Below are 13356 nucleotides of genomic sequence, written 5' to 3' on the forward strand. Positions count from 1 at the left end.
CAGTTAGACAAAGCCTTCAGTTACATAAACCGGTCAAGAAGGCTGGTCTCCGCAATGCGGGAAAGGCCTTCGCGCACCGTCCGCGCCCGCTGTTCACCAATGCCGTCCACCGTCATCAGGTCTTCAATGTTGGCGGCCATCAGGTTCTGCAGCCCGCCAAAGTGGTCCACGAGACGGTTGGAGACGGCCGGCGGCACGGACTTGATGTTGCTGAGCAAGCGGTAGCCGCGCGGCTGGACCACAGCTTCGAGGGAGTCCTGGCCGGGCTGGAAGCCCACGACGGCGGCGATCTTGCTCAGGTCGACCATGTCGGAGGAGCTGAGGTTCTGCAGCGTGGCCACCTGTTCCTCGGGCCGCTGGCTGCCGTCCTGCAAATCTGCGTAGTCCCGGACGATCATCTCGCTGCCCGGGCCCAGTCCGGCGGTGAGTTCTTCGAGCTGCAGTGAGAGCAGGCGGCCGTCCACGCCGAGTTCCAGGACGTACTGGGAGATTTCCTCGGAAATCCGGCGGACCATTTCCTGGCGCTGCAGGGTGACAGCCACATCACGGACAGTGACCATCGCTTCGATTTCCAGGGCGGAGAGGGAGTTGGTGACCTGGTCCAGCCGGGCGCGGTAGCGCTCCAGGGTGGCCAGTGCCTGATTGGCCCGCGCCAGCACGGGCTCGGACCCTTCCAGGACGTGGCGCAGTCCGCCTACGTACAGCTGGATGATCTGCATGGACTGGCTGACCGAGATGACCGGAAAACCGGTTTCAATGGCCACGCGCTCCGCGGTACGGTGCCGGGTGCCGGATTCATGCGTCTCGATTTTGTGGTCGGGAACCAGCTGGACCGCCGCCCGGAGAATGGACTTGGCATCCTTGTCGCAAACAATCGCGCCGTCCATTTTGGCCAGTTCACGAAGCCGCGTTGGGGAAAAGTCAATGCCGATATCGAAGCCGCCGGAGCAGATGGAATCAACGGTGCGGTCAAACCCCAAAACGATCAGGGCGCCGGTGCGGCCGCGCAGGATGCGTTCCAAGCCATCGCGCAGATCTGTTCCGGGTGCTACCCGCGCCAAAGTGGCCTTCAGTGCATCTTCGGGTGTGCGCGCCATGGTCACTTCCTTCCGGCCGTCGGGCCCACGAACGTTCTGGGCGGACAATGCACAGACACTTCCCTATAGTAGTGGTCCTGCAGGGGACAATGGCCACTTTTGTGCCCTCCGGGCCCGGCCGCGTGGCGCCGCACGCAAGGATCTAGAACAACAGTTCCAGGGCCTCCGTGAGGGTGGACACTTCCCGGACCTTGAACCCGGCAGGAACCGCCACCGGACCGTTGGGGGAGGCCGGCACCACCGCATGGGTGAAACCGAGGCGTTCAGCTTCTTGGATCCGCCGGGCAATGCCGGGAATCGGTCGAACCTCTCCGGCCAGGCCAACCTCGCCAAAGGCTATGAGCTGGGCGGGCAGGGGCTTGTTCATTTTGGCGGAGGCCACGGCCAGCGCCACGGCCAAATCCGTTGCAGGTTCGCTGAGCTTGACCCCGCCCACCGTGGCCACATAGCTGTCATCCTTGGCCAGGTTCATGGACGCGCGCTGCTGCAGCACCGCCAGGAGCATGGCAACACGGGATGAATCCAGCCCGCTGGTGGCGCGGCGGGCCTGCGAGTTGCTGGTTTCGGCCAGCAGTGCCTGGACCTCGGCGACCAGTGGCCTTTTCCCTTCCAGCGTCACGGTGATGCAGGTGCCGGAGACCGGTTCCTTGGTCCGCGAAACGAACAGCCCGGACGGGTCCGCGAGGCCCTCGATCCCGTCTTCGGTCAGGTCAAAGCAACCCACCTCGTCCGTGGGGCCGTAACGGTTCTTCACCGCCCGCAGCAGCCGCAGCCGGGAATGGCGGTCGCCGTCAAACTGGCACACCACATCCACGAGGTGTTCCAGCAGCCGCGGGCCGGCGATGGACCCGTCCTTGGTGACATGTCCCACCAGCAGCGTGGTCATGTTCCGGGTTTTGGCGGCGTTGATGAGGGACGCGGCTACCTCCCGCACCTGGCTGACCCCGCCGGCGCTTCCGTCCACAGCCGTGCTGCTCAGCGTTTGCACCGAGTCGACAATCAGCAGGCCGGGTTCAACCTGCTCCACCTGGCCCAGGGCCTGGCCAAGGTCGGTTTCCGCGCCGAGGTACAGGAAGTCGGACACCGCTCCGATGCGCTCTGCGCGCAGTTTCACCTGCGCAGTGGATTCCTCGCCGGTGACATACAGGACGTTCCGCCCGAGGTTTGCGACCTTGGCGGCCACGTCCAGCAGCAGGGTGGACTTGCCGACGCCGGGTTCGCCGGCGAGCAGGATGACGGCCCCCGGAACCAGGCCGCCGCCCAGGACGCGGTCCAGCTCATTGACGCCGGTGGGCTGGTAAGCCGCCGTGGTGGCATCGACGTCGGCGATGCGCTGGGCAGGACGCGCCACCGTGGCAGCGGCCGTGGTGCGGGCCAGCACCTCGCCCGCTTCCTCCACTGTCCCCCAGGCCTGGCACTCGCCGCAGCGGCCCACCCATTTGGCCGTGGTCCAGCCGCACTCGGCGCAGCGGTAGTTGGCGGTTTTTGCACGGGTAGTCTTGGTGGCCATAAAAACAGGCTATCCCGCCGCACTGACACTCCCGGCCCGCTGTAGACCGGGGGGTCAGACCTGGGAGAGGTAGCTCACCGCTTCCTCGTGGCTGAGGCCGGTGGACTCGAGCAGGTCAACCACCAGGGGCCGGAACAGCATCACCAGGGCGTCCCCCTGAATGTCCGTGATGCCCAGTTGTTCGGGATTAAGCTGGGCGCCCACCAGGGCCAGCTCGTTGCGGGCCTGGCGCAGGTGCTTTTCCCGGGTACCTGCGGACTCCGCGCCGGCCAGGGCGCGGGCAAGGATGTCCACGGCGTCGGCGGTGTCGTTCACTGCCTCAGACACTCGCTCAATGGCAGTGTCATCCAGTGCCGCGTGGTTAATCACCGATGTTGTGCGGCGGGCAAAAACCCGGCTGTTGCGCACGGCGAGGTCCAGATAACCGATGGATCCGCGCAGGTCACCCAGCTCGGCCAGATGGCGGCGGTAGGCCGGGGAGATGCGGGCAACCTCGCGCGCGTCCCGCACACTGCGGGTCAGCGAATCAAGCTGCGGCTGGGTATTGCGGGCACGGACCAGCGCGTGCCAGGCCAGGGTGGAATCACTTTTGGCCAAGGCATCGGCGCATTGGCGCAGGACGGCGGAGAGCTCGTGCAAGAGGTCCCGGACGTTGGATTTGGGCTCCCTCCGGGGGTCCCGCGGAGCCAGCATGGTGATCAGAAGGGCAAACGTCCCGCCCACAATCGCGTCGAGGCTGCGGGTGAAGGCCCCGCCCTCGGGTGCCGGAAGCAGGACCACCAGCAGCGACTGCAGACCGAGCTGGGTGGTGAAGATGACGCCGCGGTCCAGGAACCGGGCCAGCATCACGGAGATGAAGAGCACGACGGCGGCCTGCCACAGGCCGGTGCCCAGCACATGCAGCAGCAGTTCACCAATGGTGATGCCCAGGGTGCAGCCGATGCCCACCTCCAAGACCCGGCGGGTCCGCGGTTCCCGCGAAAACCCCAGTGAGATCAGGGCGGCAGTGGCGGCGAAAAGCGGGCCCTGATGCCCGAGGATGTATTCGGCAAAGCCGTAGGCGCCCACGGCGCAGACCGTCATCTGCAGGGCGGGGTAGATGGAATCCCGGCTGCGCCGGAGCCCCACGAGGACACGGTTCCGCACAAATCCCCGGCTTTGGGCAAGGCGGTCGCGTGCGGGCATGCCATTAGTCTAGGGCCGCCCGCCCCGCCCCTCCATCCGAAGGGCCAGTGTGACGCTGCGCAAGCCCGTTTGCCCTCGCCCCGTGGCGGTTGCGGATAAGTTTTCTCCGCCGCTTGGCACCGTTCACCTTTCGTTAACCTTCCCGGTCCACGATCAATGAAGGACGCCAAGACGTCCCGGTGAACCGGAAGCGTGTGCCGGTGCGCCTGCTCCATGCAAATCGAGCCCTTGAAAGGGGCAAGACGTGTCGGTAACTCGTATTATCCGTTCAGCCGCTCTGTTGTCGGTTGCCGCGCTCGCCTTATCGGCCTGCGGCAGCGACAGCGCAACCGCTCCGGCCGAAGGCAGTGCGCCCTCGGCGTCGGAGAGCACGCTGACGGGAACGCTCTCCGGTTCGGGGGCTTCCTCCCAGGACTCGGCCATGCAGGCCTGGATTGCAGATTTCGCGGCCGCCAACCCCAAGGCGTCGGTGCAGTATTCCCCGGATGGATCCGGAGCCGGACGCAAGGCCCTGCTGGCCGGGGGTGTCCAGTTCGCGGGCTCTGACGCCTATCTCGACGACGAAGAAGCGGCAGCAGCCGTCGAAAAGTGCGGCCCGGACGGAGCCCTGCACCTGCCCGTGTATGTGTCTCCGATTGCCGTGGCGTTCAACCTGGCGGGAATTTCCGAGCTGAACCTGGACGCGGCCACCATCGCGAAAATCTTCCGCGGCGAGATCACCACCTGGAATGACCCGGCCATCGCTGCCGCAAACACCGGCGTGGACCTGCCCTCAACCCCGATCACTGCCGTGCACCGCGGCGACGAGTCCGGAACCACCAAGAACTTCACCGAGTACCTCGCTGCCGCAGCGCCGGAGGTCTGGACGGACAAAGCGTCGGGTGACTGGCCGGCGGCGATCGGCAACGGCGAGAATGCCTCCGGCACCGGCGGTGTCATCTCGCTGGTCTCCTCCACGGAAGGAGCCATCACGTATGCCGACGCCTCCGCAGCGGGAGATCTCGGCGAGGCCAGCGTCCTGGTGGGGGACACGTATGTACCTATCAGCGCAGAAGCCGCTTCCAAGGCCGTGGAAACCTCCTCACCGGTCACCGGTGCAGGCCGCCCGGCCGGGGATATGGCCATGAAGCTGAACCGTGACACCGAGGAAGCCGGTGTCTACCCGGTGGTGCTGGTGAGCTACCACATTTACTGCACCACCTATGAAGACCAGGAAACCGTTGATCTGGTGCGGGCCTTCGGCAGCTACGTGGTCAGCGAAGAAGGCCAGGCAGCCGCGGCGGAGGCGGCCGGAAACGCACCCCTCTCTGAGACCCTGCGCACAAAGGCAAAGGACGCACTGGCCGGTATCACCGTCGCAAAGTAGTTGCGGGGGTGCGTGGGTTCGCAGTTCCCGGCGGTCATGGGACAGTGAAACGGGAACCGCACGCGGACCGGCGCACCCCGCAGGGTCCGGTATTACAGGTCAGTAAAGTGTTTATGTAGTTGCCAGTGAAGAACCGAAGGGTTGTGCAGTGTCCAGCAAGTCCATAGAAGGCACCGGCGGCGCGGGCCGTGCAGGGGACAAAGTTTTCTCCGGAATTACGCTCCTGGCCGGCTGCCTCATCCTGCTTGTCCTGTTTTCCGTGGCGGTGTTCCTGCTCTGGCAGGCCCTGCCCACGTTCACTGCAGGCTCCGCGGAGATCAGCGGAGGCGAGGGTTTCTTCACCTACATCTGGCCGCTGGTCATCGGCACCGTCATCGCCGCAGCCATAGCCCTGCTGATCGCCACCCCGGTGGGAATCGGCGTCGCACTATTCATTTCGCATTACGCGCCCCGGCGAATGGCCCAGGGCCTGGGCTACCTTGTTGACCTGCTGGCCGCCATTCCGTCGGTGGTCTACGGCGCCTGGGGCATGATGGTGCTCGCGCCGGCCCTGGTGGGTCCGTACACCTGGCTCGCCGAGTACGCCGGCTGGATTCCGATTTTTTCCGGCCCCGCCAGCCAGACCGGCAAGACCATGCTGACGGCGGGAATTGTCCTGTCCGTTATGGTGCTGCCGATCATCACGTCCCTGACCCGGGAGATCTTCCTGCAGACGCCAAAGCTGCATGAGGAAGCCGCCCTGGCGATGGGTGCCACCCGCTGGGAAATGATCCGGATGGCAGTCTTCCCCTTCGCCCGTCCGGGTGTCATCAGCGCCATCATGCTGGGCCTGGGCCGGGCCCTGGGCGAGACGATGGCCGTGGCCCTGGTTCTTTCCTCCGGCGGGCTGATTGCCAGCCTGATCCGGCCGGGGAACCAGACCATCGCCGCGGAAATCGCCCTGAACTTCCCCGAAGCTTACGGCTTGCGCCTGTCGGAGCTGATTGCAGCGGGTCTGGTGCTGTTCCTGATCACCCTGGCCGTGAACGTGATTGCGCGCTGGATCATCAGCCGCCATAAAGAATTCTCCGGAGCCAACTGATGCAGACACAAACCCTCAGCCGCCAACCGGCCACACTGACGAAGAACCGCCTCCCGCGCTACGCGGTGTGGGTGGTCCTGGGTGCGGCACTGATCCTGGGTGCGGCCCTCTCCGCCCTGACCGGCTTCGGCATCGCCAGCTTCACCATTTTCACCGCGCTGGTTTTCGTGCTTGCGGCCACCGTCCTCACCGGCGTCGTGGAAGGCCGGCGGCGGGCAGTGGACCGCCTGGCCATGTACCTGGTCTACGGTGCCTTCCTCCTCGCGCTGGTTCCCCTGGTCTCGGTGATCTACACGGTCCTGGCCAAGGGACTTCCCGGCCTAAGCCCGGATTTCCTGTTCACTTCCATGGGCGGCATGACGGGCGCCGTGGACAACAACAGCGCGCAAACCGGCGGCCCGGTGCTGGGCGGGGCGTACCACGGCATTGTGGGCACCCTGCTGATCACACTGTGGGCCACCCTTATTTCAGTGCCAATCGGCCTGCTCACCGCCGTCTACCTGGTCGAATACAGCCACGGCGGACCGCTGTCGCGGGCCATCACGTTCTTCGTGGACGTCATGACCGGTATTCCGTCCATCGTTGCCGGCCTCTTTGCCGCCGCCTTCTTCGGCCTCGTCTTTGGACCGGGGGTGCGCACCGGCTTTGTGGCCGCCGTCGCCCTCTCGGTCCTGATGATCCCCGTGGTGGTGCGCTCCACCGAGGAAATGCTTAAAATCGTGCCGAACGAACTCCGTGAAGCCGCCTACGCGCTGGGCGTGCGAAAGTGGCGCACCATCCTCAAGGTGGTGGTGCCGACGGCGATCTCCGGCATTGCCTCCGGCGTCACCCTGGCCATTGCCCGCGTGATCGGCGAGACGGCGCCGCTGCTGGTTACCGCAGGCTTCGTGAACACCATCAACACGAATGTGTTTGCCGGCTGGATGACCACGCTGCCCACGTACATTTACCGGCAGCTGATGAGCCCCACCTCGCCCACCAACACCGACCCGAGCACCCAGCGGGCCTGGGCCGCGGCGCTGCTGCTGATCATCATGGTGATGCTGCTGAACCTGGGCGCCCGCCTGATTGCCCGCCTGTTCGCCCCGAAGACCGGACGCTGACCGGCCCACCCCTCCGCCGCAGGACAACGCCGCCTGCAGCCCCGAAACTCCCCAACCAAAGGAACCACATGTCCAAGCGAATCGACGTCAAGGACCTCAACGTCTACTACGGCGACTTCCTGGCCGTAGAAAACGTCAACATCAACATTGAGGCCCGCTCCGTTACGGCCTTCATCGGTCCCTCCGGCTGCGGAAAGTCCACCTTCCTGCGGACGCTGAACCGGATGCACGAAGTCCTGCCCGGAGCCCGGGTGGAGGGCGAAGTCCTGCTGGACGGCGAGAACCTCTACGGACCCGGCGTGGATCCCGTCACCGTGCGCAGCCACATCGGCATGGTCTTCCAGCGCCCCAACCCGTTCCCCACCATGTCCATCCGGGACAACGTGCTGGCCGGGGTGAAGCTGAACAACAAGCGCATTTCCAAGTCCGACGCCGACGCCCTGGTGGAGAAGTCCCTCACCGGCGCCAACCTGTGGAAGGAAGTCCGGGACCGCCTGGACAAGCCCGGCTCGGGCCTTTCGGGCGGCCAGCAGCAGCGGCTGTGCATTGCCCGTGCCATTGCGGTGTCACCCGAGGTGATCCTCATGGACGAACCCTGTTCCGCGCTTGACCCCATCTCCACCCTCGCGATCGAGGATCTGATTGAGGAACTCAAGAGCGACTACACCGTGGTGATCGTGACCCACAACATGCAGCAGGCGGCACGGGTTTCGGACAAGACGGCGTTCTTCAACATTGCCGGTACCGGAAAGCCCGGAAAGCTGATCGAGTATGCGGATACTCCGGTCATCTTCAGCAACCCGTCCCAGAAGGCCACTGAGGATTACGTTTCCGGGCGCTTCGGATAACCGCGCTCCGGGAACCCGGGAACCCGGGAACTCCCGAACGCCCGGACCGCCGGGAGCGCCGGGCAGTCAGAGCAGCGGGCTCAGCGCCAGGAAGAGGATGCCGCCCAGCAGCGCGGTGACCGGAGCCGTGGTAAGCCAGGTGACCAGGATTTCCCGCAGCGGAATGAACCGCAGGGTGGAGAAGCGCTGGTTGACGCCGGCGCCCACAATGGCCGAGGTCATGGTCTGCGTGCTGGACAGTGGGATCTGCAGCCACAGGGCGCCCATGAACAGCAGGGAGGAACTGGCCGCCGTCGCGCTCATGCCGCGCAGCGGATCAATCCGCACCAACCGGCTGCCCAGGGTGTGGCTGATGCGCCAGCCCCCGTACAGGCTGCCCACGGCCAGCGCGGCGCCGGAGAAGACCTGAACCCAGAGGGGTATGCCGCCGTCCTGAGCGGAGTAGCCGGCGGCCGCCAGGCCCAGGACGATGACTGCCATGGTCCGCTGGCCGTCCTGCATTCCGTGGCCCAGGGAAAATGCCGAGGTGAACACTGACTGGGCAATCCGGTTTCCGGCGTCTCCGCGCCGAGGCGCGCTGTAGCGCATCAGCCAGGTGGTGGGAAAGACCAGCAGGTAGGCCAGCGCGAAGGCAATGGCGGGGGAGAGCAGCAGCGGCAGGACGATCTGACCCAGAAGCAACTGGTAGGACTCGGCGATGTTTGGCCCGCCCACCAATGTAGATGCTGCACCGGAGCCGACGATGCCGCCCACGAGGGCGTGGGTGGAGGAGGAGGGCATGCGCCGCCACCAGGTCCACAGTCCCCAGCCGCACGCAGCGAGCAGGCCCGCAATCAGGATCCCGAGGCCCGAAGTTCCTTCGGGCAGCTGGATGAACCGGTCAGCGAGCACCAGGGCCAGGGCCGTGCTCAGCAGGGCTCCGGTCAGGTTGAAAATGGATGCGAGAACGACGGCGACGGTCGGCGTCAGTGCCCGGGTGCGCACGGACGTGGCCACTGAGTTGGAGACGTCGTGGAAGCCGTTGATGAAGGCATATGCCCCGGCGAAGAGGACGACGGCGGCCAGCAGTACCGGCTCCACCTAGGATTCCCGGACCAGGATGCCGCCCACCGCGGTCGCGCAGCTGCGCAGGGCAGCAGTGGTGCCGGCCAGCTGATCGGCAAGGTCGCGGTGCCGTGCGTAGGTGAGGGGCTTGTGGTCGCGCAGCAGCTCGGACATCCAAATCCGGTGCGTGCGCTCGGAACGCTTGGCCAGCCTGAGCATTTCAATCCAGTACTCATCCAGGTCCTCCAGCGAAGCGAGGCGGCGCATGGCGCCCACCGTCAGCTCTGCCTGCCTGCCAATGACTTCCAGCTGCTCGGCGGCCCGTCCGGAAATGCCGGTCAGGCGGTACAGGAAGGTGACTTCAGCCGCTGCGTCCAGGTTCTCCATCGCCGACATCAGCGTGAGGGAGAGTCCGTAGAGGTCCTCGCGGGGGAGGGGATTGATGAAACTGGACCGCATCTGCGTCATGAGTGCAAAATGCAGGTCTGTCGATTCGGCATCCAGCTGATGCATGCGCTCTGCAAGACGCTCATAGTCGCCCGGTTCAGCGCCTAACACCTCGGAGAGGGTGCCCGAGCCGCGCACCACTACGCTTGCCATCCGGGAAAGGAGTTCAAGCCCGGCATTTTCCTGGGGAAAGAGCCGCAGCCTCACGGGCGCATCCACCGGAATTGCGGGGCGGAACTGTTGGGGCCCTGCACTGAATAGGTCACGAGCCTAAGATTATCGGCTGTGCAGGAGGACACAAAAGCGGTGCCGGACCGGGAGCGCCTCTCGGCGGAAGGCCGCTCGAAGCGGCTCTAAGTTGAAGCCCGGGGGTTCCGCAGTCCGACACCAATTTCAGTTTTCTACTCTTCGCCGAGGATGTCAACATGAGCTCCGGCGGGCTGCTAATCCAGTTCCCCCCGGCGCCACGCTGCCGCTGAATGTTCCAGGTCCTCGGCCGTCCTGACCAGCCGGCGTGCGCTGCGGGTCAGATGCGTGGCTGACTCGGCGCTGCTGGCCTCCACAGCGTCGGCGTGGTGGGTCTGGCCCAGGGCCACCACCCGGCAGAATGCGGCGAAGCGCTCCAGTGCCACATCAAACTCTCCTTCGAAGGCTCCGGAGAGGATGGTGTCTGCCATGGCTTTGACTTCCTCGGCGCCAAGCGGCTCGGCAACTCCGGCGACCACCTTGGACACCTGGGCCACGTCCTTGCCGGCGGCGTAGTAGGCCGCCACGCGCTCCGGATCCTGCTGAGCGGCGGAACGGAGGGCATAAAGGCGCCAGAGGGCTCCCGGAAGGGAGCGGGCCGGGCTTTCCGCCCACATTTCAGCGATGGATTCCAGGCCCTGCCGGTCCGCGAGCTTCACCAGCCGGCGGGTGATCTCGGGATCCGAACTTTCCCGGCCGTGATGGACCAGCGCTTGGGCGGCCAGGTGGGCCGCTTCGGATACTCGGGCCGGATCCGCGCCTCCGGGGAAGTTGGCGAAGTCCAGCGGAGCGTACAGCTTGGGCTTGTGATGCCGCGGGGGCATTTCATTGGACTCACTCATAATCTGAGAATACTCCGCTGCAGGAACGGGCGTCGAGGACAGCGGCGGCTGCTGCCCGGCGGGTCATTACGGGTATTGCCGCAAAGAAACAGCAAAGACCGGCACCCTTGTTTCGTGAGATGCGTCCCCCGTGCGATAAAGTGAAGAAGTCGATTCGTCGACGGCTCTTCTGCAGGGGAAATCTCCGGCAAAAACGGCCGTCCCGGAACGGCGGGGGGCCTTTAGCTCAGTTGGTAGAGCATCGGACTTTTAATCCGTGGGTCGTGGGTTCGAGCCCCACAGGGCCCACCTTCAAAGAAGCACCCCGGTCTTCGGACCGGGGTGCTTCTCTTTTTGGTCTGGTTTTTGTCTCGCTGTGGGTTTCAGGAACCTGTTCCGTCGACGACGGCGGGAGGCACCGGCCTGCGCCGGGTGGTGTCGAATTTCATCAGTTTGTGGGTGCCGTCGCAATAGGGCTTGATGGCGGAACCGCCGCACCGGCACAGGGCCACCGTTTCCCGGTCGCGGGGAATGAGCTCACCGTCCGGAGTGACTATTTCGAAGTCCCCGCGCACCAGCAGCGGGCCGTTGGGGTAGGCGACAACTGACGCTGCGGGGCGTTCTTCCGATGCCGTTGATACCGGCTCTGCGTCATCCGCTGCCGGGCATCCCCGGCACTGCGGCGGCTCAGCGCCGCCGGTCACGGAGTAACCCCCGCAGCCAGGGCAGCACCCTCCAGAGCCGTTGCTGCAGTACCCGCAGAAACCGCCTGCCGGAGGGCGCTGCGGTCATCCTGCCAGGCCGTCAACTGGTCGCCGCCCATCATCGCGTCCAGCGTCAGTACTGTGGCCGCACCGAACATCACATCGCCCAAAAGGTCCGGCTCCGACTCCACGAGTCCGCCGGCGAGGTCGCGCGCGGCTATCTGTTCATGCACGGCGTCGGCCTCCACATGCTCGTCAAAGTAATAGGTGACGATGTCGTCAAAGCCCAGCCGGCGGAATCCACGGGCATAGAAGGAATTGGGGATGGAGGAGGTCATCTCAAAGGCAGCCAGATGTCCGGCAATGGCGCCGCGCAGCCGCCGGTTCAAACCGAACAGGGACATGGCGTTGGAGGAAGCCAGCGTCAGCGCGGGCACAAAGTCCAGGTACCAGCCGTACTCGGTTTCCAGGTCCAGGCCCTTCATGGTCACCCCAAAAAGATGGGAGTGCATGCGCTCGGGCCGGCCTCCGCCGTACTCGTCGGCCTGGATCTCAATCAGGGCAGCCTTGGCCCGGCCCACCGGCAGCCGGGGAATGGCCCAGCTGTGGGGATCGGCCTCCTTCAGCTGATAAACGGAGCGCAGGATCAGGAACTCCTGCAGCTGTTCGCGGGTTGCCTTGGAGGCGACGTAGCGCGAAACGCTGGGTCCGTCGTCGTCGGCGGCCATCCGGAACAGCGCAGCGGCAACTGCCTCGGACGTGGGCTGCGGAAGCGCAGGCACGGGAACAACCCGCCGCAGGGCAGCCTCAAAAGCCTCCTCCAGGTTCAGCCGAAGGCCCACGAGTCCCGGATGCCATTCCAGCGCGTCGGGCACCGACTCCAATCCGCTGTAGTGCAGTTCGTACAGGCAGAAGAGGGCCAGCTGGAGGTCTTCGTCGCGCAGGATATCCGCAGTCTCGGCGGCGGCAAGGCACGCGGCCTCGGTGGCTGCGGCAAGCGCGGATGCGTCCGGAGCAACAGGAGCGGTGAGCAGCTCAAAGAGGGCGGCACTGACAGGTCCGCGCGGTGCGGGGATTCTCATTCTTATCCTTTGTACTCCGGTGGAGGGGGCCGGGCGGAAGCCGGCGGCGGGACGATGAATCAAGGACATCAGCATACTTGGTACCTCTGCCCGGACCTCAATTGGGGGGCCGGGGATGCCGGCGGCGTCGGCCCGAAGACATTGACCTTTTCGTCTATCCGGCGTGAGATGGAGGGAAGGCGAGAAGGCAACGCGGAAAGAGGGAAACCCATGCCGCTGGTGGAAGCAGGAACAACCGCGCTGGTTCCTGCTCTGATATTGCTGGCTGCAGCCCTGATTGTCACTGCTGCCAGGGTGGACGCGGCACTGGAGCGCGGAGACGGTGAAAAACTCTTCTGGGTTGGACTGACAGGCCTCCTCACGGCCCTGCTGGCCATCGTCTGGGCGGTTGCCGGAAGTCCCCAAAGCGGGCCGTGGGTTGGGCTGGCCTCCATGGTTGGTGCAGCAGGAGCCCTTTGGTGGATCCGGGTCCGCCAGCGGCGGCGTGTGACCGCCCGGAAGCGGGAGGATCGGCGGCGCCGGATTGCTGCCGCCACGCGCAGGCACGACTCAGTGCTGGTGAGCTGGAGTTCCTATGAGCTGGACGCCTGGAAGGCCCTGGAGAAGCCGGGGATAGGGAACGTGGACCGGGTGGAAAGCAAAGCCCTGATGCGTGCCATGAAAACCGCTGCGGCCTTGCGCCCTCACGGGGAGGAGTCCGCAGACCTGAACGAGAAGGAGATGGCGGACTACGAATCCGCCGTCGCCGGACTGGAAGAGGCCTGGGAGGACGCGGAAAACTCGGCGGGCGGAGGCCGGGCCGCGTAATTGCTTCGGTCTGGA

13 protein-coding genes and 1 tRNA gene are annotated in these 13356 nt (G+C 65.4%); 6 read left to right on the forward strand and 8 right to left on the reverse strand.

The features are described 5' to 3' along the window. Window positions 1-20: 20 nt before the first annotated feature. From disA to AC4D2W_RS13980, 3 genes are all read right to left on the reverse strand, one after another. On the reverse strand, window positions 21-1097 hold the full coding sequence (gene disA / locus AC4D2W_RS13970) for a DNA integrity scanning diadenylate cyclase DisA (RefSeq protein ID WP_400929856.1): 1077 nt from the start codon (window positions 1095-1097) through the stop codon (window positions 21-23). 142 nt (window positions 1098-1239) lie between these two features. Then, a complete protein-coding gene (gene radA / locus AC4D2W_RS13975; protein WP_400929853.1) occupies window positions 1240-2607 on the reverse strand; it encodes a DNA repair protein RadA in 1368 nt (455 codons plus the stop codon). A gap of 54 nt (window positions 2608-2661) precedes the next feature. Beyond that, a complete protein-coding gene (locus tag AC4D2W_RS13980) occupies window positions 2662-3792 on the reverse strand; it encodes an FUSC family protein (RefSeq protein WP_490927534.1) in 1131 nt (376 codons plus the stop codon). A gap of 244 nt (window positions 3793-4036) precedes the next feature. Between AC4D2W_RS13980 and pstS the strand changes: the two genes are divergently transcribed. The 4 genes from pstS (at window position 4037) to pstB (ending at window position 8190) form a co-directional block, all read left to right on the forward strand. Next, complete coding sequence (gene pstS, locus AC4D2W_RS13985; RefSeq protein WP_490927535.1) at window positions 4037-5158, forward strand: phosphate ABC transporter substrate-binding protein PstS; 1122 nt, start codon at window positions 4037-4039, stop codon at window positions 5156-5158. A 148-nt stretch (window positions 5159-5306) separates the two neighbouring features. Beyond that, window positions 5307-6239 (forward strand): phosphate ABC transporter permease subunit PstC, encoded by a 933-nt coding sequence (gene pstC, locus AC4D2W_RS13990; protein ID WP_490927536.1) that lies wholly within the window; start codon window positions 5307-5309, stop codon window positions 6237-6239. Continuing rightward, window positions 6239-7342: a phosphate ABC transporter permease PstA gene (pstA, locus tag AC4D2W_RS13995; RefSeq protein WP_490927537.1), complete on the forward strand. Its 1104-nt coding sequence runs from the start codon at window positions 6239-6241 to the stop codon at window positions 7340-7342. Before pstC ends, pstA begins: the two co-directional genes overlap by 1 nt. A 68-nt stretch (window positions 7343-7410) precedes the next feature. After that, window positions 7411-8190 carry a phosphate ABC transporter ATP-binding protein PstB gene (gene pstB / locus AC4D2W_RS14000; protein ID WP_490927538.1) on the forward strand — a complete coding sequence of 260 codons (780 nt, stop codon included), beginning with the start codon at window positions 7411-7413 and terminating at the stop codon, window positions 8188-8190. Between the two features lie 66 nt (window positions 8191-8256). Here the strand turns inward: pstB and AC4D2W_RS14005 are convergent, their stop codons facing one another. From AC4D2W_RS14005 to AC4D2W_RS14015, 3 genes are all read right to left on the reverse strand, one after another. Next, a complete protein-coding gene (locus AC4D2W_RS14005) occupies window positions 8257-9270 on the reverse strand; it encodes an inorganic phosphate transporter (RefSeq protein WP_490927539.1) in 1014 nt (337 codons plus the stop codon). Next, window positions 9271-9888, reverse strand: coding sequence for a DUF47 domain-containing protein (locus AC4D2W_RS14010; RefSeq protein WP_490927540.1), 618 nt, complete (start codon window positions 9886-9888; stop codon window positions 9271-9273). Between the two features lie 236 nt (window positions 9889-10124). Beyond that, window positions 10125-10769: a hypothetical protein gene (locus AC4D2W_RS14015; protein WP_490927541.1), complete on the reverse strand. Its 645-nt coding sequence runs from the start codon at window positions 10767-10769 to the stop codon at window positions 10125-10127. Window positions 10770-10984: 215 nt separating this feature from the next. Here AC4D2W_RS14015 and AC4D2W_RS14020 point away from each other — a divergent pair. Next, window positions 10985-11057: transfer RNA gene (locus AC4D2W_RS14020), tRNA-Lys, on the forward strand. A gap of 74 nt (window positions 11058-11131) precedes the next feature. Here AC4D2W_RS14020 and AC4D2W_RS14025 read toward each other — a convergent pair. Both AC4D2W_RS14025 and AC4D2W_RS14030 read right to left on the reverse strand, forming a co-directional pair. Then, a complete protein-coding gene (locus AC4D2W_RS14025; protein WP_490927542.1) occupies window positions 11132-11452 on the reverse strand; it encodes a CDGSH iron-sulfur domain-containing protein in 321 nt (106 codons plus the stop codon). Continuing rightward, on the reverse strand, window positions 11449-12534 hold the full coding sequence (locus AC4D2W_RS14030; RefSeq protein ID WP_490927543.1) for an iron-containing redox enzyme family protein: 1086 nt from the start codon (window positions 12532-12534) through the stop codon (window positions 11449-11451). Before AC4D2W_RS14030 ends, AC4D2W_RS14025 begins: the two co-directional genes overlap by 4 nt. Window positions 12535-12744: 210 nt before the next feature. Here AC4D2W_RS14030 and AC4D2W_RS14035 point away from each other — a divergent pair, with 210 nt between their 5' ends. Then, on the forward strand, window positions 12745-13341 hold the full coding sequence (locus AC4D2W_RS14035; RefSeq protein ID WP_490927544.1) for a hypothetical protein: 597 nt from the start codon (window positions 12745-12747) through the stop codon (window positions 13339-13341). Window positions 13342-13356 lie beyond the last annotated feature (15 nt).

Source organism: Arthrobacter sp. TJ-58 (genome assembly GCF_058269295.1).